At 67.5% G+C, this 18,452-nt stretch carries 18 protein-coding genes and 2 tRNA genes; 6 read left to right on the top strand and 14 right to left on the bottom strand.

The window, feature by feature from the left end; all coding sequences use genetic code 11:
* The first annotated feature begins 20 nt into the window (after positions 1-20).
* Entirely contained in the window at positions 21-827 is an 807-nt protein-coding gene (locus CGZ91_RS04800; RefSeq protein WP_179229221.1) for an HAD-IIB family hydrolase, read from the top strand.
* Positions 818-2,074 (top strand): glycosyltransferase 87 family protein, encoded by a 1,257-nt coding sequence (locus CGZ91_RS04795; RefSeq protein ID WP_094453080.1) that lies wholly within the window; start codon positions 818-820, stop codon positions 2,072-2,074. Before CGZ91_RS04800 ends, CGZ91_RS04795 begins: the two co-directional genes overlap by 10 nt.
* A gap of 22 nt (positions 2,075-2,096) precedes the next feature.
* Here CGZ91_RS04795 and CGZ91_RS04790 read toward each other — a convergent pair whose 3' ends face one another.
* Positions 2,097-2,528 carry a Fur family transcriptional regulator gene (locus CGZ91_RS04790; RefSeq protein ID WP_094453078.1) on the bottom strand — a complete coding sequence of 144 codons (432 nt, stop codon included), beginning with the start codon at positions 2,526-2,528 and terminating at the stop codon, positions 2,097-2,099.
* Between the two features lie 99 nt (positions 2,529-2,627).
* On the opposite strand from CGZ91_RS04790, the gene CGZ91_RS04785 reads away from it, so the two are divergent.
* A tRNA-Ile gene (locus CGZ91_RS04785) sits at positions 2,628-2,701 on the top strand.
* Positions 2,702-2,766: 65 nt separating this feature from the next.
* On the opposite strand, the gene CGZ91_RS04780 is transcribed toward CGZ91_RS04785, so the two are convergent.
* From CGZ91_RS04780 to otsB, 5 genes are read right to left on the bottom strand one after another with little or no spacing between them, the layout of a single operon-like run.
* Positions 2,767-3,135, bottom strand: coding sequence for a hypothetical protein (locus tag CGZ91_RS04780; RefSeq protein WP_094453076.1), 369 nt, complete (start codon positions 3,133-3,135; stop codon positions 2,767-2,769).
* A gap of 17 nt (positions 3,136-3,152) precedes the next feature.
* Entirely contained in the window at positions 3,153-4,025 is an 873-nt protein-coding gene (locus tag CGZ91_RS04775; protein ID WP_094454054.1) for a metal ABC transporter permease, read from the bottom strand.
* Entirely contained in the window at positions 4,025-4,882 is an 858-nt protein-coding gene (locus tag CGZ91_RS04770) for a metal ABC transporter ATP-binding protein (RefSeq protein ID WP_407670833.1), read from the bottom strand. Before CGZ91_RS04770 ends, CGZ91_RS04775 begins: the two co-directional genes overlap by 1 nt.
* Positions 4,879-5,925: a metal ABC transporter solute-binding protein, Zn/Mn family gene (locus tag CGZ91_RS04765; protein WP_179229220.1), complete on the bottom strand. Its 1,047-nt coding sequence runs from the start codon at positions 5,923-5,925 to the stop codon at positions 4,879-4,881. Before CGZ91_RS04765 ends, CGZ91_RS04770 begins: the two co-directional genes overlap by 4 nt.
* 52 nt (positions 5,926-5,977) lie before the next feature.
* Positions 5,978-6,844 (bottom strand): trehalose-phosphatase, encoded by an 867-nt coding sequence (gene otsB / locus CGZ91_RS04760; RefSeq protein ID WP_179229219.1) that lies wholly within the window; start codon positions 6,842-6,844, stop codon positions 5,978-5,980.
* Between the two features lie 115 nt (positions 6,845-6,959).
* Here otsB and CGZ91_RS04755 point away from each other — a divergent pair, with 115 nt between their 5' ends.
* Complete coding sequence (locus tag CGZ91_RS04755; RefSeq protein ID WP_094453068.1) at positions 6,960-8,357, top strand: alpha,alpha-trehalose-phosphate synthase (UDP-forming); 1,398 nt, start codon at positions 6,960-6,962, stop codon at positions 8,355-8,357.
* A gap of 204 nt (positions 8,358-8,561) precedes the next feature.
* Here the strand turns inward: CGZ91_RS04755 and CGZ91_RS04750 are convergent, their stop codons facing one another.
* Positions 8,562-8,918, bottom strand: a complete 357-nt coding sequence (locus tag CGZ91_RS04750) for a non-heme iron oxygenase ferredoxin subunit (RefSeq protein WP_094451436.1) — start codon at positions 8,916-8,918, stop codon at positions 8,562-8,564.
* A gap of 101 nt (positions 8,919-9,019) precedes the next feature.
* Between CGZ91_RS04750 and CGZ91_RS04745 the strand changes: the two genes are divergently transcribed.
* Positions 9,020-11,164 (top strand): MMPL family transporter, encoded by a 2,145-nt coding sequence (locus CGZ91_RS04745; protein ID WP_229116436.1) that lies wholly within the window; start codon positions 9,020-9,022, stop codon positions 11,162-11,164.
* A gap of 1 nt (position 11,165) precedes the next feature.
* Here the strand turns inward: CGZ91_RS04745 and CGZ91_RS04740 are convergent, their stop codons facing one another.
* Positions 11,166-12,332: an acyl-CoA dehydrogenase family protein gene (locus tag CGZ91_RS04740; protein WP_094453066.1), complete on the bottom strand. Its 1,167-nt coding sequence runs from the start codon at positions 12,330-12,332 to the stop codon at positions 11,166-11,168.
* A gap of 163 nt (positions 12,333-12,495) precedes the next feature.
* Here CGZ91_RS04740 and CGZ91_RS04735 point away from each other — a divergent pair, with 163 nt between their 5' ends.
* Positions 12,496-14,139 (top strand): extracellular solute-binding protein, encoded by a 1,644-nt coding sequence (locus CGZ91_RS04735; protein ID WP_179229218.1) that lies wholly within the window; start codon positions 12,496-12,498, stop codon positions 14,137-14,139.
* A 90-nt stretch (positions 14,140-14,229) separates the two neighbouring features.
* Here the strand turns inward: CGZ91_RS04735 and CGZ91_RS04730 are convergent, their stop codons facing one another.
* The 6 genes from CGZ91_RS04730 to CGZ91_RS04705 all read right to left on the bottom strand — a co-directional run bounded on the left by CGZ91_RS04730 (position 14,230) and on the right by CGZ91_RS04705 (position 18,380).
* On the bottom strand, positions 14,230-15,201 hold the full coding sequence (locus CGZ91_RS04730; protein ID WP_094453062.1) for an ABC transporter ATP-binding protein: 972 nt from the start codon (positions 15,199-15,201) through the stop codon (positions 14,230-14,232).
* A gap of 1 nt (position 15,202) precedes the next feature.
* Positions 15,203-16,045 carry an ABC transporter permease gene (locus CGZ91_RS04725; protein ID WP_094453060.1) on the bottom strand — a complete coding sequence of 281 codons (843 nt, stop codon included), beginning with the start codon at positions 16,043-16,045 and terminating at the stop codon, positions 15,203-15,205.
* Positions 16,038-16,835 (bottom strand): ABC transporter permease, encoded by a 798-nt coding sequence (locus CGZ91_RS04720; RefSeq protein ID WP_094453058.1) that lies wholly within the window; start codon positions 16,833-16,835, stop codon positions 16,038-16,040. The genes CGZ91_RS04725 and CGZ91_RS04720 overlap by 8 nt, the downstream gene beginning before the upstream one ends.
* A gap of 42 nt (positions 16,836-16,877) precedes the next feature.
* Positions 16,878-16,953: transfer RNA gene (locus CGZ91_RS04715), tRNA-Asn, on the bottom strand.
* 52 nt (positions 16,954-17,005) lie between these two features.
* Complete coding sequence (locus CGZ91_RS04710) at positions 17,006-17,536, bottom strand: hypothetical protein (RefSeq protein ID WP_144276784.1); 531 nt, start codon at positions 17,534-17,536, stop codon at positions 17,006-17,008.
* Positions 17,537-17,579: 43 nt separating this feature from the next.
* Positions 17,580-18,380, bottom strand: coding sequence for a sigma-70 family RNA polymerase sigma factor (locus CGZ91_RS04705; protein ID WP_094453054.1), 801 nt, complete (start codon positions 18,378-18,380; stop codon positions 17,580-17,582).
* Positions 18,381-18,452 lie beyond the last annotated feature (72 nt).

The raw sequence follows: 18,452 nt of genomic DNA, 5'->3' as shown, positions 1-18,452 counted from the left end.
TGACCCAGACAGGAACTATGATGACCGACCTGCCCCGCGTGATCTGCAGCGATCTTGACGGCACGTTTCTCACCCCGGACAAGGAGGTCACCGAGGCCAATCACCGCGCCGTACGCGAGGCCGTTGAGCGTGGCATCCGGGTGCTGTTCGCCACCGGTCGGCCGCTGCGCAACCTCGGTCTGATCGAGCACCTCGCAGACGTGGTGCCGACCGTGATCGCGTCCAACGGCGCCGCCGTGGTCGACCTCACCACCATGACCGAGACCCAGCGCATTGAGATCCCCTCAGCCGTCGCGCTGGAACTGATGGCCGCCATCCGGCAGGACCACCCCGATGCCAGCTTCGCCGCCGATCTGGCCAACCTGCTCTCCTACGAGCCCGGCTACCCCGCCCCGCAGGTGACCGACACGGCACACGCGTGCGACGACCTCGCCGGCCCGATGGCCGAGCACTCCGGCACCACCAAGTTGGTGGTCCGGATTCCGGACCTGATGTTGGAGGATGCCAACGACCTGGTCCAGGCGATCGTCGGCGACCGCGCCACGGTGACCTTCTCCGGTACGCCCGGCACCGTCGGCCTGCTGGAAGTCGGGCCTCCCGACTGCACCAAACAAGTCCGGTTGGCTGAGCTGTGTGCCGAGTGGCAGGTTGCTGCCGAGGACGTTGCCAGCTTCGGCGACATGCCCAATGACGCCGCGATGCTCGCGTGGTCCGGGCGCGCCTTCGTCATGGAGGAGTCACACGAATCATTGGCCGAGCTGAAAGCCGAGCGTGTCGGCTCCAACGCCGACTCCGGCGTGGGCCGTACCATCCTCTCGTGGTGGTGAACGACACCGGGGCGACCCCGGACCTGGAGGACAGCGCGCCGGCCGAGCCCAAGGCTCGGCCGTGGCCGTTACGCCTGATCGGAGTACTGCTCGCGACCCTGCTGCCGTGGCTCACCTCGGTGTGGATGGCGGCCAGCGAGTTGCCGTGGCGTCTGGAGCAGTTCGAGCTCCCGATGATCGACTTCGAGGTCTACCGACAGGCAGTAGCCAAGCTGCTCACCGGCGAGTCCCTCTTCAGCGTCGAAGGGCTGCCGTTCATCTATCCGCCCTTCGCCGGCCTGCTGCTGACCCCCTTCGGGCTGGGCGGCGACATCGAGTCACGGGTGGTCTGGCTGGGTCTCAACGCGTTCGCCGTGACGGTGCTGATCTATCGGATGGGTCTGCGGGGGTGGCGTCTGTCGCTGGCCGCCGCGGCGGCGACGGCCCTGTGTCATCCGATCTTTTCGACCCTCAGCTTCGGCCAGATCAACACGCTGCTGATGGTGCTGGTGGTCATCGATCTCTTCCCGGGCCAGCGGATCTTCCCGCGCCGGCTGCCGCTGCCGGGCTGGCTGGTGGGCATCGCCGCCGCCATCAAGCTCACGCCGGCGATCGCCGCCGTGATGACCCTGATCGCAGGCCGGATCAAGGTGACCGTGATCGCCTTCTGCAGCTTCCTGGTCGCCACCGTGGTGACCTGGTTGGTGCTGCCGGAGGATTCGCGTCGCTTCTGGACCGAAATGGTGCTCGATTCGAGTCTCAATCCCGCGTTCCTGCGCAACCAGTCGATGAGCGGCACTTGGACCCGGGCCTTTGGGCCGGAGTCCGACACCGTGGGCGTCCTGGTCGGCTTCGTCATCGCCCTGGCGGGACTGGTGGTCGCCGCGATCTGGTATCGCTCGGGCCGGCGTACGCTCGGCGTCACTCTGGCCGGGATCGCGGGGCTGATCGCCTCACCGATCTCCTGGGACCACCACTGGGTGTGGGTGCTGCCGCTCGGCATCGTGTTGCTGCAGGACAAGCAGCTGTCCACCTGGCTGCGGCTGCCGGGACTGTTGCTGGTCCTCTACTCCAGCTTCTCGCCCTACATGCGGCTCTCGGAGGAGCTGCAGGTGTGGCAGCCGTGGCAGCTGTGGGTGGCCGGCATCCAGCCGGTGCTGGCAGCGATCACGTTGGCCGGAGCCGGGGTTGCCTGGTGGTGGCACACCCGTGCCACAGGCGCACCGCTGTGGCCGTCGAAGCTGGTCGGCGACGAGGACTCCCGCTGACCTGAGGCTTGAGCCGTGGGGGTCAGTCGGCCTTCGCCGCGCAGTCGTGGCAGGTGCCGAAGATCTCCAGGTCGTGGCGTACGTCGGAGAATCCGTTGGCGCGGGCGACCGATTCGGCCCAGGACTCGACCGCTGCACCCTCGACCTCCACGGTGCGGCCGCAGGAACGGCACACCAAATGGTGGTGGTGCCGGACCGACTCACACTGGCGATACAGGACCTCGCCCTCGTCATTGCGGATCATGTCCAACTCCCCTGCCGCCTCCATGGCTTGCAGGGTGCGATAGACGGTTGCCAGCCCGACCGAGACGCCGTCCTGGCGCAACCGGTCATGGATCTGCTGGGCCGAGTTGAAGTCGGCCAGATCGGCCATCACCGTGCCGACCGCAGCACGCTGCCGCGTCCGGCGTACGCCGGCCTTGGGCGCCGCGCTCGACTGAGCTGAATCCGCCACCTGTCCACTCCTCCCGTTCGGGGCTCGCCCGAGCCTACCGGGGCGGCTAAGCTTTCCGACGGCCGCCAACGTGCATCGCGACACCACCGGCAGCCGCTGGGGGCGTTAGCTCAGCCGGTCAGAGCAGAGGACTCATAATCCTTGGGTCGCGGGTTCGAGCCCCGCACGCCCCACCCAGTGTTTCGCCCGACGCCGTGTGGCGAGTGAACACGGGGGCGAGGGCGTACGCCCCGCAGCCTCAGGCCTGCAGTGCTTCCACGGCCGACCAGAGGTCGTCGATGGCGACATGGCCACCGAGCTTCCAGCCGCGAGTCTCCAGCAGGTCGCCCAGCGTCTCCTCGTCCAGTCCGGCGCGGGAACCACGCGGGTAGGCAAGCCAGACGGCCCGGAAGTGGGGCAGCTTGTCGCTGTGATTGGCAAACAGCTGGTCGAAGTCAGCCTTGGCGCGCAGCGCGACGCAGACGACCGTCGCGCCCTCGGCACCGTCGACGAGCTCGACACCGTCGGCGATGTCCTCGGCGATGTCGGCGCGTACGCCCTCGGTCGCGTGGATCCACAGGCGATCACCGCGACGAATGTTCATCTGGTCCGCAACAGGCTGGGTCATGCCTCGATCCTATCCGATCAGGCCCTGGCCACGGCGGTCTGCTGACGTCCCCAACCGAGCTGGTCCCGGGCCGCGCCGATCACCAGGCAGACCAGGTAGATCGCGAACGACACGGTGGTGACATAGGGGCTGATCGGCAGTCCTGGCGACAGCGACAACACAATGCCGATCGTCATCGCAGCGACGGCGAACAGCATCGACAGCAGGGTCACGTACAGCGGCCGCACCACCACCCGCACCGCAGCGGCGGTCGGGGTGATGAGTAGCGACATCACCAGCAGGGAGCCGATCAGTTGGACGCACATGGCGACTACCAGCCCCAGGCACAGCATGAACACCAGATTCAGGCTGCGCACCGGTACGCCGCGGGCCCGGGCGACCGAGGCATCCACCGAGGCAAACCACATCGGCCGCCAGGTCGGCACCAGCACCAGGGCGACCACCGCGGCAAGAATCACCAGGCTGGCGAGCTGGGCGTCGTCGACGGCGACGATCTGACCGGTCAGCAGGCCGAAACTGTTGCTGGAACGGCCCCGGTAGAGAGACAGGAAGAGGACGCCGACGCCCAGCCCGAAGGGCAGCATCACCGCGATCGCGGAGTTGCGTTGCTGGGCCTTGGCGCCGAGGAAGGCCAGGATCGCGGCGGCGACCACCGAGCCGAGGATGCCGCCGACCACCACCGGCTGCCCGAAGTAGAGCGCAATCGCCGCACCGGCGAAGGACAGTTCCGCGCAACCGTGGACCCCGAAGCTCATGTCACGCGCGTGGATCATCGGGCCGATGAGACCCGAGATCACTCCCAGCACGACGCCCGCCAAGATCGACAGGGTCACCAGCGGCAACAGCATCCCGATGTCCTGGAAGCTGATCACCCGGTTGAGGAAGTCCATCATTGGCCTGACTCCTGACCGGCCGGCTGGTAGGGCTGTTTCGATTCCTCACCAGCGTCATGCGGGTGGCACTGCACCGCTTCCTCCACGCCCAGCACCACGATCTTGTCGCGGTGGCGCAGCACGTCAATCGGCGCCCCGTAGAGCTCGCTCAGCACCGCCGAGGTGAGCACCTCGTCAGGCGCTCCGATGCGCACCTCACCGTCGACCAGATAGACCACCCGATCGGCGTGCGGCAGCACCGGGTTGATCTCGTGAGTGACGAAGAGCACTGCCGCGCCCGCCGCTGCCTGCTGACTGATGAGGTCAGTCACCACGTCCTGATGGTGCAGGTCCAGACTCAGCAGCGGTTCGTCACACAGCAGGACGCCGGGGTCGGACACGATCGCCTGAGCGACCCGGAGCCGTTGCTGTTCGCCACCGGACAGCTGCGACAGGGGCACATCGGCGTACTCGATGGCGCCGACCTGCTGCAGCGCCCGGTCAATGCGGTTGGTGAAGCTGCGACGCCGCAGCGAGATCCCCCACCGGTGCCCGTCCAGCCCGAGCGCGACCAAGTCTCGGCCGCGCATCCCGGCGGCGGATTCGAAGCCGCGCTGCTGCGGGATGAAGCCGATCCGCGAGCTCCCCTCGCGGACCGGCTTCCCGAGCACCCGGACCGAGCCGGAGCGAAGTCGCTGCTGGCCCAGGATGACCGAGATCATGGTGGACTTGCCGGCACCGTTGGGCCCCAGTACCGCGACGAACTCGCCGGGCTCGATAGTCAGATCCAGGTCGCGCCACAGCACCCGGGACCCGAAGCCCATGGTCGCTGAGGTGAACTCAACTGCAGGCGTCCCCGTTGGTTCCTCTGTCACGCCGTTGCCGCTACTTTCTCGAACTCCACGATGGCCTGGTCGATCCAGGTGAGGTAATCATCCACCCCCTCGGGGAAGGTTTCGTACGCCCCCAGGATCGGTACGCCAGCCGTCTCCGCTGCACTCTGCAACCGGTCCGAGGTGGCGTCCTGAGTCTGCCCGTTGAGGACGACGATGTCGATGTCACCGCTGCTGATCATGGTGAGCACTTCGTCGACGACCGCCACCGAGGCGCCGCCGCCGCTCTCGGACTGCCGGACGAATTCCGGCGGGGTCACGTCGTGCGCACCCAGGTCAGCCAGCAGGTATTCCAGCACCGGTTCGGTGGAGATCAGGTGCAGGTGAGTGTTGGTGCGGACCTGGGCGGCGCGGTCCTGCAGGCCACGGATGCCGTCGCTGAAGGCCTGGAAATTCGCGTCGTAGTCGGCCGCATGCTCGGGGTCCCGCTGCACCAGGTCGGCGTGGACCTGTTCCGCCACCGCGAGGGCAACCGGCATGGAATAGAAGACGTGTTCGTTGGGACCGGAATGTTCGTGGCTGTGGCCCTCGTGACCTTCGTCGTCGCCGTGGTCATGGCCGTCCTCGTGGCCGTCCTCGGAGTGATCATGTCCATCCTCGGAGTGACCGTCTTCCTCGGCGTGACCGTCCTCCTCGGCGCCAGGTGCAGCGGGACCGCCGGGACCTTGGGCAAGTTCCATCGCGTTGATCACGGTCGGGGTGTTGTCGACCGATGCGAGCACCGTCTCGGCCCAGCTGTCATAGCCGGCACCGTTGATGACGACCAGGTCGGCGCTGTTGAACGAGGCCTTGTCGCGCACAGTCGCCTCGTATTCGTGGGGGTCCTGTTCCGGGCTGGTCACTGCCGCGGAGACCCCGACGTGATCGCCGCCGACAGCCTGGATGATCGACGCCCAGACATTGGTCGAGGCAAACGCTGCCAGCTTGCCGCTGTCGGCAGGGCCGGCCTGCTGACTGCAGGCAGTCAGGGCGAGGACGAGGGCGGCCGCGGTGGTGACCACCTTCGCAAGGGTCTGGTTACGCATCGTGCTCCTGTTCCCAGCGGGACCGGTGCCCCGCGACAGCAGCAGCCTAAAGCTAATGAGAATGAGTTTCAAGTTCGTCGGCGATGTGGCGCCAGACCTGCGCGACCCCGGGCACGCCGTCGCAGGCGACATCGCAGATGTCGGCCAACGCGGCCTGTTCCTCCGACCGCGACCACAGCAACAGCGCCTCAATCCGGCCCTGCTCCCGCAACTCGGCGACCGTGCGGAAGGCCGGGATGTCGCCCAGGTCGTCACCGGCGTACACCACCACCCGTGCCCCGGTCGCCTCGACCAGCTCCGCAATCGCCCGGCCCTTGTCCTGCCCGGCGGCGCGCAGCTCCCACACCATCCGGCCCGGCTCCAGGTGCAGGCCGAGTCGTTCGGCCAACTCGGTCACGGGGCCGCGCAACCGTTCGAAGGCACCGTCGGGGTCGGCCGTACGCCGGGTGTGCAGTCCCAGCGCACGACCCTTGTCCTCCACCCAGACCTCGGCCAGGTCGAGCCGCGCCAACAGGTCGGCGATCTCGTTCCGCGCCCGGCTGATCTCGACAGGCTCGGGCGGCATCACCAGTTCACCGCTGGCGGCGTCCCAGCGCTCCACCCCATACTGGCCCAGGACCACCAGGTTGCCCAGCCCCGGCGCCTGGTCCAGCCCGCCGAGCCGACGGGCCGCCGCCACCGGACGGCCGGTGACAATGGCCACCTGCCCCACGAGCTGACCCAGCGCGCCCAGTGCCGCCACCGCCTCCGGGTCGGCGTACGCCTGGTCCGGGTCGTCGACGATCGGCGACAGCACTCCGTCGAAGTCGGTCGCCACCAGGACGGCCGCCGGGTCGTTGCGGGCGGCCGCGACAACTCGGGCGACCGGATCCGAGCTGGCCCGGTCGGCCTGCGGCTGCGCGGGGGGCTGTTCACTCATGGGCGTCAGCTTGCCATCTGGACTGCACCACTCGCCGACAACCCCGTGTTCCCCCGGGCAGAGCCGTGGCCTAGGCTCACAGACGCCCGAGTTCCATCCGAGTCCAGGAGGCGTCATGGCTGACCAGAAGTACGACTTCGTCGTCGTCGCGAACCGGCTACCGGTGGACCGTCATCGCGATGCCGATGGGAATGTCACGTGGCGTACCTCGCCTGGCGGGTTGGTGACCGCAATGGAGCCCGTGATGGCCAGCCACGACGGTGCCTGGATCGGCTGGACGGGCGCACCGGATGAGGAGCTGGAACCCTTCGACGAGGCCCACATGCATTTGGTCCCGGTGCCGCTGTCGCAGCAGGAGATCAACGAGTACTACGAAGGCTTCTCCAACTCGACGCTGTGGCCGCTCTATCACGATGCCGTCGAGGCCCCCGAGTTTCACCGCGAATGGTGGGATGCGTATGTCCAGGTCAACCAGCGCTTCGCCGACCGTGCCGCGGCGGTGGCGGACAAGCACGCCACCGTGTGGGTGCAGGACTACCAGTTGCAATTGGTGCCGGCGATGCTGCGCGAGCAACGCCCCGACCTTCGAATTGGCTTCTTCCTCCACATCCCCTTCCCGCCGGTGGAGCTCTTTCAGCAGTTGCCGTGGCGACGCCAGATCTGCGAGGGGCTGTTGGGAGCCGATCTGGTCGGCTTCCAACTCAATGGCGGTGCCCGCAACTTCGTCCGGACCTGTCGGGTACGCCTGGGGCTGAAGACCCATCGCGACCAGATCAATGTCGAGGACCGAATCGTCGAGGCCCGCGCCTATCCGATTTCGATCGACGCCCAGGGATTTGCCGACCTGGCCGGTACCGAGGAGGTCGCGGCCCGAGCCATCGAGATCCGCGAGGACCTCGGCTCCCCCGAAACGTTGTTCGTCGGCATCGACCGACTCGACTACACCAAGGGACTGCGCCAACGGTTCCAGGCTTTCGGTGAGCTGTTCAGCTCCGGCCAACTGGATCCGGACAGCACTCATTTCCTGCAGGTGGCCACACCCTCGCGGGAACGGGTCGAGCAATACATGCGGCTGCGCGACGACATCGAATTGTTGGTGGGGCGCACCAACGGCCACATCGGTCGCATCGGTATGCCACCGATCAGCTACCTGCACGCCTCCTATCCCCGCACCGAGATGGCCGCCCTCTATCGGGCCGCCGACATCATGGTGGTGACGCCACTACGGGACGGGATGAACCTGGTGGCCAAGGAGTTCATCGCCTGTCGAGACGGCAACAACGGTGCCCTGGTGTTGAGCGAGTTTGCCGGCGCGGCCGCAGAGCTGAAGCAGGCGTACATGGTCAATCCGCACGACATCAACGGCCTCAAGAACGTCATCCTGCGCACCATGGACGATGATGCGGCGAACCGTGCCAGGCGGATGAAGGCGATGCGCAAGCAGGTTTTCGAGCATGACATCAACCACTGGGCCGATCGCTTCCTCAGCGACTTGGCGCCCGAGGAGGACTGAGGCAGGCCGCTGGAACTCATCGGCGGCCTGCTCGGCATACCCCTTCTTGGTCGTCGAGGTGATCGCTCCTCGGCCTGCGATTGCCGTGGCCGCCGGCGCGAACGCTTGGTTGGGCCGGGCCCGCGACGAGGGCCCGGCCGTGGCAAGCCATCCAAGCGGCGAATCATGGGGTCTTCTGGGGACGGCCTGGCTCAGGACTGTGACTCAGTTGGCTTGTGCATCGGGTGCCGGTGGCTCGCCGGGGTACAGCATCAGGTCGTTGTCGACGACCTCCAAGCGATGGACCACGGTGTCCTGGGTTGCCGGGGGGCCGCTCACCTTGCCGGTGCGCAGGTCGAACTGGGAGGAATGGACGGGGCATTCAATGCACACGCCTTCCACCCACCCCTGCGCCAGCGAGGCGTACTGGTGGGTGCAGATGTCGTTGATGGCATAGAAGCCGTCATCCTCGGCGTGCACGATCGCGATGTCCTCGCCGGTCGCATTGTCCTCACCCGCGACCACGAAAGCCTCGCCGATGTCGATGTCGTCAGTGCTGCCCACTCGGATCGGTTCCACCATGGCCCAAGTCTGGCAGAGCCAGGCCGCAACGAGAATCCGCTGCGGTGGTGCGAACGGCCCGGTGCGGCAGCCGGGCGGGTGGCAGAGGTAAACTCCGGCGGGTGCCACTGCTCCGCGTCCTTGTGCCCGCTCTGGTCGTCCTCGCTTGGTTGGCCGGTGCAGCCGTCGGAGGCCCTTACTTCGGCCGGGTGTCGGAGGTGTCGACCAACGACCAGACCGCCTATCTGCCGGCCAGTGCCGACGCGACCCGGGTCCAGGAGCGCCTCACTGACTTCCTCGGCGACGACACCGTGCCGGCGATCGTGGTGGTGGTCAGCCAGAGCCCGCTCACCGAGGACCAACTGGGACAACTGCAGGCGACCGTCGAGGACGTCGCCGAGGTGCCCGGGGTCGACACCGGCACCTCACCGGTCGTTCCTTCCGAGGACGGCCGCGCCGCCCAAGTGTTCGTTCCGCTGGACAGCGACAGCGACATCGGGGAGACCGTCGAGGTGCTGCGGGAGCGCCTGCAGGACGATGTGCCCACCGGCCTCACCGTCCACGTCACCGGGCCGGCCGGATTCGCCGCCGACCTGGGCGAGGCCTTCAGCGGTATCGACGGGCTGCTGTTGGGGGTGGCGCTGGCCGCGGTCGCGATCATCCTGGTGGTCGTCTATCGGTCGATCCTGCTGCCGATCTTCGTGCTCGCGACCAGCACCTTCGCCCTGTGCGTCGCGCTGCTGATCAATTGGTGGCTGGCCAAGGCGGAGAGCCTGGTGCTGACCGGCCAGACCCAGGGCATCCTCTTCATCCTGGTCATCGGCGCCGCCACCGACTATGCCCTGCTCTACACCGCGCGGTTCCGCGAGGAGCTCATCGCGCACCCGGACCGGTGGACAGCGACGAAGCGGGCCTGGTGGGGGTCGGTCGAACCGATCATCGCCTCGGGCGGCACCGTCATCGCCGGTCTGTTGTGTCTGCTGCTCAGCGACCTGGGGTCGAATCGTTCGCTGGGTCCGGTGGCCGCCATCGGCATCGCCACCGCGATCGTCTCGGCGTTGACCCTGCTGCCCTCACTGTTGCTGCTGAGCGGCCGGGTCGCCTTCTGGCCCCGTACGCCGCACCACGACCCGAACCGTGCCGAGGACGCGACACCGCAGGGCGGGTACGCGCGGGTTGGCCGGTTCGTGGACGGACACCGCCGGTTGGTCTCGGTCGCGGTGATCGCATTGCTGTTGGCCGGAGCGGCCGGCCTGACCCAACTTCGCGCCGACGGTGTGCCGCAGAGCGAGTTGGTGCTGGGTGAATCCGATGCCCGCGAGGGTCAGATCGCGCTCGGCGAACACTTCCCCGGCGGTTCCGGTACGCCCGTCCAGGTCATCGCCGCCGAAGCCGACCTGCAGGTCGTCGCGGATCGACTCCTCGACCAGGACGGCATCGCATCGGTGGCGGTGGCCACCGCAGACTCCCCCAGCGGGACTGCGCCGGTCACCGCCGAGGGCATCCAGCCGCTCGGCCCGCCCGGGGCCCCCGCTCCGGCCCCCACGGTCGCCGACGGCGATGTCCTGCTCCAGGCCACGCTGTCTGTGCCGGCCGATGGCGCCCGCGCCGAGGAAGTGGTCCGGCAGTTGCGGGTGGAGTTGGCCGGGCAGGCGCTGGTCGGCGGCCAGACCGCCACCGATGTCGACACCATCGACGCCTCGATCCACGACCGCAACGTCATCATCCCGGTGGTGTTGGCGGTCATCGCGATCATCCTCATGATCCTGCTGCGCGCGATTGTCGTCGGGGTGATCCTGCTGGTCACCACGGTGCTCTCATTCGCCACCGCGCTGGGGGTGTCCGCACTGATCTTCAACGCCCTGGGGCTGCCGGGAGCCGACCCGGCCGTTCCCCTGTACGGTTTCGTCTTCCTGGTGGCGCTGGGCGTCGACTACAACATCTTCCTGATGACGCGGGTGCGGGAGGAATCCCTGCATCACGGCAGCCACGCGGGGATCCTGCGCGGCCTCGCAATCACGGGTGGTGTCATCACCTCGGCCGGACTGGTGCTGGCCGCCACCTTCTCCGCACTGGCCGTCATCCCGGTGCTGTTCCTGCTCCAGCTGGCGATCATCGTCGCGCTCGGTGTCCTGATGGACACCTTCATCGTGCGGACACTGCTGGTGCCAGCGCTGAGCCTGGACCTGGGGCGCCGGATCTGGTGGCCCTCCCAGCTCTCCCGGGCCGACTCCGCATCGGAGTCGGCCGCCGAGGATCCGGCCTGACTCAGCTGCCGATGTCGCCGAGCAGCGCCTTGGCGTACGAGCGGTGTACTGATTCCTCGTCGGAGGGGTGATACATCACGGCGCGGACATCACGGGAGAGGCGTTCCAACTCGCTGCGCCGGAAGTACTGCGACCCACCGCTGGCACGCAGCACCTGGTCCACCGCTGCCATCGCGGCTTCGCCTGCACGCGACTTCACCCCGGAGAAGTGAAGGAACCAACGCGACCCGTGGTCGACCTTGCCCTCGGCCCAGCCGTCCAGGTCCGCGGTGATCTTGTCCAACTGCAGCAGAGCACCGTCGACGCTGATGGCGGCATCAGCCAGCCGCCAGCGAATGTCAGGGTCGTCGGAATGAGGCTGCCCGCTGAGCTGGTTGAGTCGCTTGCCGGCCATCTCGACCCCCAGCTGGACGGCACGTTCGGCGATCCCGACGTAGACCGAGGTGACGAGCAACTCGAAGCACCCGAAGATCCCGAATACGAAGGGGTCGAAGCTGGGGCCGATCTCGGTGGTCGTGATGACCCGCTCCGGCGCCATTGGAGCGTTCGTCAGCACCGTCGTGCATGACTGGGTGGGACGCATGCCGTGGGTGTCCCAGTCATTCCTGGTGACCACCTCATCGCTGCGTTCGATCACGCCGAAGACCAGCCGTTCCTCATCGGCGATCCTCGCATGAGTGACCAGGCGGGTCCACGCCGGACCTGCCGAGGTGAAGATCTTGGTGCCGGTGAGACGGTAGCCATCGCCGTCCAGGTCGGCCGACGTACGCGAGGCGAACAGCATGGCGTCGTTGCCAGCCTCGGAAATCCCGAAGGCGTGCAACTCCCCCGCCACCGCATCGGTGAGAATCTGCTTGGCCGCCGCCATGCCCTTGCGGTGCGCCAGCATGGCTGCCGCGGTGACGATCAGGTGCATGTTGACCGACAGCGCCGTCGCCGGCGCGGCCTGCGCCAACCGCCGCTGCAGCGCGGCTGCCTGGCTTACCGTCGCCCCGGCCCCGCCCAGCTCGACGGGCACCATCAGGCCGAGGTAGCCGAGCTCGCGGAGGTCGGCCAGATCCTGGTCCGGGAAAGTGTTGTCGGCGTCATGGCGTACGGCTCGCTCGCGGAAGGTCACCAACAGGTCATCAGGCAGGGTTGCAAGGGGGTCAGCAGGATCGATGGTCATGCTTGGAGCCTAGTCCGTCTCTCCCACCGGCTGGAGTGTCGATCGGATCGCGTCAGTGATGCCGATTTGTGATCGCGCCAACGGCCGTTGTTACACCATTGTAACTGGCAGAGACCTAAGCTCTGCCTAAAGAAGACGCATTCTCATGGGCAAAGGAGCAAATATGACATACACCTTCGGTCGACGGTCCCTGTTGGGTGGTGGTCTCGCGCTGGGAGCCGGTGCTGCCCTGTCAGCGTGCAGCAGCGACGACGGCGGTTCACCCGGGGGCGGATCCGGAGGTGGCGGCCCGGCCGAGGCTGACTCGATCCGTCCGGCGTACATCCCCTTCGACGGTCCCGAGCCTGACTTGGTCGGCGACGGTGAGACCGGCGTCCCCAACGCCTTCCTGACTTACCCCGATCCGCCGCCGAGCACCGGCAGCGTACCGGTGGGGATCACCCGCGACGTCGAACTGATGCTGCAGGTGCCCGCCGTCAACATTCCCCGGGACAAGAACCCGTGGTGGCAGAAGATGGAGGAGGACCTGGGCGCCAAGTTCAACCTGAACGGCGTCGACAGCACCCAGTACACCGCCAAGTTCCAGACCACCGTCGCCGGCGGCCAGGTCCCCGAGGTCACCCAGATCGTCACGGTGCCGCAGCTGCCGCAGCTGCTGGAGAGCCGCTTCACCGACCTGACGCCCTACCTGTCCGGTGACAACATCGCCAAGTACCCGAGCCTGGCGGCCCATCCGTCAGCCGCCTGGGACATGTGCATCATCAACGGCAAGATCTGGGGCATCACCAACCCCCGGATTGTCGCCGGCACGGTTGCGATGACCCGCGGCGACATCCTGGAGTCCAAGGGCATCGACATCATGCCGGAGATCAGCGACGGCGAGGACTTCCTGTCCCTGTGCCGGGAGGTCACCGACCGCAATGCCGGTGTCTTCGCGATCGGCCAGATCCCGCAGAACTGGACGATGACCATGATTCTGGAGTCGCTGGGGGCGGCCAACGGTTGGGTTGCCGAGGGCGACCGGTGGACGTCGGCCTACGAGACCCCGGAGTATGCCCAGGCGTTGGAGATCCTCACCGGCATGTACGCCGAGGGCCTCTATCACCCCAACACCTACAGCGACCTCAGCTCCACCGGAGTCTGGTTCGATGCCGGTGTCACCGTCTTCTTCGCGCAGAACTTCGCCACCTGGGCCGGCCGGTCCAGCAGCGCCAAGTTCCCGGTCGGCGCGGTGCAGATGCCCCAGTGGGACGGCGGCGGCAAGGCGGCCAAGCACCTGGGCGTGCCCGGCTACGGCGCACCCGTGGGCTTGGCCAAGACCGACGACGAGGCCCGCATCGACGAGCTCCTGAAGTTCGCCGACTACTTGGCCTCCCCCTTCGGCACCCGGGAGTTCCTCACCGTCAACTACGGCGTCGACGGCCACAACTACACCCTGGAGGACGGCCGGGTGAACCGGATCGCCGACACCGCCGAGGAGCTCATCTCGGGGCCGGCCTACTTCGGTGCCGCCGGCTCGGTGTCCCTGCACGTCCCCGGCAAGCCCGACGCGACCGAGACCCTGTTCAACTACTGCCAGGAGCACATCCCGAACGGCGTCAAGGACCCCTCACAGGGCATGTTCTCCGAGACCGCCGTCAGCGACGGCGCCGCGGCCAACAAGCGGCTCAACGACGTCATGGGTGAGATCATCCAGGGCCGTCGCCAGATGACCGAGTGGGAGGCCGCGGTCGAGGAATGGAAGAGCGACGCGGGCGAGCAGATCGGCCGTGAGCTGGCCGAGCAGGCCGCTCTGGCCGAGGGATGATGGCCCGACTGAGCGCATGACATCGACTGAGCGCAGGACACAGCACCGGGGTGGCCCGAAGGCCGCCCCGGTGCTGTGTTCCCGAGTGGTCTACTCCTCGTCGCCGCGCTGATAGATGCGCCGCACCAGATCCTCGACGTCGGGCTCGGTGAGGGCCAGGTCGACCACCTCGACCTGGGCCGACACCGCAGTGATCAACGCCGCAGCCGAAATCTGCTCGGCCGGAAAGGCCAGGCGTACCCGACTCTCGACCGCTTCGTCGTCCTCGGCAACCCGTACGCCGGGCGGCAGGCTCAGCTGGTCCGCGCGGATGTCGTCGGCGGCATCCACCACCAGGACCCGCTCGGCGCCGGTCTCGCGTTCCAGTTCGGGCTGGGAACCGTCGAAGACCAAGCGGCCCCGGTCGATCACCAGCATCCGCTGACACAGCCGCTGCACGTCGCCCATGTCGTGGGTGGTGAGCAGCAGACTGGTGCCGTGCTCGACCCGTTCCCGGTCCAGAAAGGTCCGGAGCCGTTCCTTGCTGAGCATGTCCAATCCGATGGTCGGTTCGTCCAGCACCACCAACTCGGGACGATGCAGCAACGCGGCAGCCAGTTCGCCCCGCATCCGCTGGCCGAGCGACAGGTTGCGGACCGGGGTGGTCAGGAACTCCTCCAGCCCCAGCCCGTCGACCAGTTCGTCGAAGCGGGGCTTCCATCGGGCCGGCGCCTGGCGGTGCATCGCCGCCAGAATCGGATAGGACTCCCGCAGCGGCAGGTCCCACCACAGCAGCGACCGCTGCCCGAAGAGCACCCCGAGATGGCCTGCCAGGCGGCGCCGCTGCGGCACCGGGTCCAAGCCGCACACGCGCAGCCGACCCGCACTGGGCGTCAGGATGCCGGTGATCATCTTGATGGTGGTCGACTTGCCGGAGCCGTTCGCACCGATGTAGCCGACCGCGGTGCCGGGTTCAAGGCTGAAACTCATGCCATCGACGGCCCGGACCACCCGCCGCTTGCCCAGCAACGTGTCGCGCAGGGCGAACTCCCGGGTCACGCCGTCCAGTTCGATGATCGCCATCTCAGCCTCCAGCTCCGGTGTAGTGACGCAGGGCAAGCTTCCAGTAGCCGAGCAGCAGCAGCCACATCGCCAGGCCGATCGGGATCGTCAGCCAGGCCAGACCGGGCCACCAGAAGGCGGGCAGTTCGGCGCCGGTCAGCACCGCGGTCGGCACGTAGGCGATCAGGGTGGACGGCACCACAAAGGTGAAGAACACCTTCACCGGCGTCATCAGCACCGAGCCGGGAACGCTGCTGGCGTAGCGGCCGCCGTAGGTGAAGGCGTTGACGGCCTGGTTGCCGTCCAGGACGAAGAACAAGGTGCCGGAGGCAAACAGGAACAGCGCCCCGAAGATGATGAATCCGCCGACCGGCGCGAGGCCCGCGAGGGCGAGGTTCTGGACCGACCAGGTCACGTCGGCGTACCCGAGTGCCACCAGATAGAGGACCAGCCCTGTCACCACCCTGCCCAGGCGACGCAACTGCAGGTCCTGGGTGATGAGCTGCACCAGCGGCGACAGTGGCCGGGTCAGGATCACCTCGAGGGTGCCGCGTTTGATGTGCCGATTGACGCTGTCGAGCTGCCCGAAGAACAGGTCGGCCATGCCGAAGGCGACGCTGGTCATGCCGTACAGCGCGGCCGCCTGAGCCAAGCTCATGCCGCCATAGATGGGTGCCGCGTGAAGCAGCACGTACACCTCCAGGAACTCCAGCGGCACCAGCGTGGCCTGCCCCAGCACATCGGCCCAGAAGCTCGCCCGATACTGCCACTGGGCGCGGATTCGCGACACCAGCAGCAGCCACACCAGCCTGATGGTCGAGGGGGCGATGGTCGACAACGTGTCGTACGCCGGTCGCTCAGCCACCTTGGATCACCACCTTGCGTCGTCCCCGGGCCAGCAACGCCAGGCACAACCCCACGAAGGCCACGGTCCAGCCCGCCTGCAACGCGAGCGCGAGCATCGCGTCGGCGCCGCTCAGCCGTTCGGTCAGCAGGTCCACCGGCACCTGGAACATCGAGGGGAATGGGCTCAACCAAGCGATCTGCTGCAACCAGTCCGGGAACCAGCTGACCGGCACCACGAAACCGCTCAGCGACTGCTGCAGAGTCATCGCCAGCACCAGGAAGCCGCGGTTCTCGATCGTCCACAGCGCCGTCAGGTGCACCGCAAAGTAGTAGCAGTGACACAGCACCGAGGCGACCGCCACCGAGAATGCACCCCACAGGTAGGGGCCGATCGTGTCGGGAACGTGGAGGCCGGTGACCAGCGCGCCGACCACCAATGGCGGTATGCCGCGGGGCAGCAGTTCGAAAGCCATCCGCCCGGCATTGGTCGCCAGCGAGGCGCCCAGCACCGAGACCGGCCGCAGGAAGTCAACGGCGATGTCACCGGACTTGACCCGATCCCCGACCGTGATGGTGGAGCCCCAGATGTCCAACGGCCCCAACAGAGCCTGGGAGAGCCACACATAGGTGGCGGCCTGGACGGCGTTGTACCCGCCCACCGGACCGCCGGCGATGTCGATGGCTGCCAGCAACAGCGATGCCCGAATCAGTCCGAAGACGGTGTTGGTGAAGGCACTGGCAGCCACGGCGGTGCGATAGCGGGCATACCGACGGAAGCCAGCCTTGGCCAACTCCCAGTAAGTGCGCACAAGCGCAAGAACGTACGCCGATCTCCAGCGATCGGCAAGTGCTGGCTCCCCCGACTGGACTCGAACCAGTAACCCTCTGATTAACAGTCAGATGCTCTGCCAATTGAGCTACAGGGGATCGTCCGGCTTGGCTTGCGTTCCGGGCGCGATCACCAAAGTTAGCAGATTCCTCAGGAGATGTCGTGTTCGATCTTGAGGCGGGCGATCTCGTCGTCAACCAAGGCCAGTGCTTTCTCGGTCCAGCCCGGCCCGCGGGTCATCTTGCGGCGCCACACCACCGTGCCGCCGGGGCGCAGATCCTGGCGCGCGGTGATGAGGATCTTCTCCCCCGTCGGCAGGTCGAGCTCCCGGCGCACCCGCACCGAGGACTGGACCCGCTCCCGAAAATGGACCGGCATCCGCCCCGGCTCGGTCAACACGATCCGGTCCTTCTCACCGCTGGGCAGTTCCCACCGCAGCCGGCTGCGTTCGGCGTCCCAGAATCCTCGTTCGATCTCGCTCCAGGGCAGTTCGCTCCACTCCCCACCTCGCTTCAGCCACATCGCACCCTTGCCGCCGACCGCCAGCACGGGGTCACCGCTCTGGCCGCGGACCGCCTCGGCGCCATGAGCCCAAGCCAGCACGTTCGGCCGACGTCCCAGGAAGGTCACCAGTTCGTCGTAGTCGTCGCGCGGCAGGCCGCCTCGTAGCAAGAATCTCATCGACACCAGTCTGCCAGCGCGCCGTGCGGGCGCGAACTGCTGCTCAGGCCGCAGTGTGGTGCAGCCGGGACCGCAACCGGGTCAGCGCCGCTGCCTCCAGTCGGCGGATCCGGGATTGACTCATCCCGTGCCGGGCCGCGACCTGACGCAACGGCATCGGTTCCTCACCGCCCAACCCGAACCGATCCCGCAGCACCCGTTGCTGCAGCTCGGGCAAGGTCGCCAACCATGCCTCGAGGTCCGGTGTCGGATCAGACGCAGAGGTCGGCCGCTCGTCGGTGTCAGCGATGTCCCTGGGTGGCAATCCCGCCGCCCACACCTCGGTCACCCAGGCCTCGCTGCGGCCAACCGCCTGCGCCAGCTCCGCCAGCGACGGCTCCCGGCCCAGCATGTCGGTGAGCAATCGTCTGGCCTTGCCCAGACGGGAGGTACGCCGGCGGCCAGCCAGGCTGAGGTGTCCGGCCCGGTTGCAGCGCATCGCCCCGTCGACGCACACCTCCACGTAGGCTGCGGCATAGGATCCGCTGCGATGGTCCCAGCGGCGCAACGCCTCGATCATCGCGACCAATCCGTCCTGCAACAGGTCGTCATAGTCCAGGTCACTGCGGGGTGCCCGCTGGTGCGCCATCGCCTTGACCAGGCCAATGTGGTCGGCGACCAGCACCGCCATCGCCCGATCCCCTTCGGCCGCCACGGCTGCCAGTTCCTCGGTCGTCGCTGGGACTCGTTGCCGTTCGGTGCCGGCGAGCACTGCGGCGGCGTACAGCCCCGCCTCGACCGCTCGGGCCAGGGCGACCTGTTCACCATGGCCACGCAGGACCGGTGTCAGTTCATCTATCTCCATGGCCACCAGCGTGAACTCTTTCGGCCCCTGTCGTCGGACCGGACAACACTCACCCCACTTGGCGGAACCGCC

The organism is Parenemella sanctibonifatiensis (genome assembly GCF_002250565.1).
Lineage (GTDB): Bacteria > Actinomycetota > Actinomycetes > Propionibacteriales > Propionibacteriaceae > Parenemella > Parenemella sanctibonifatiensis.
The sequence above is the reverse complement of the archived record's forward strand: the minus strand, read 5'-3'. Positions and strand labels throughout refer to the sequence as shown.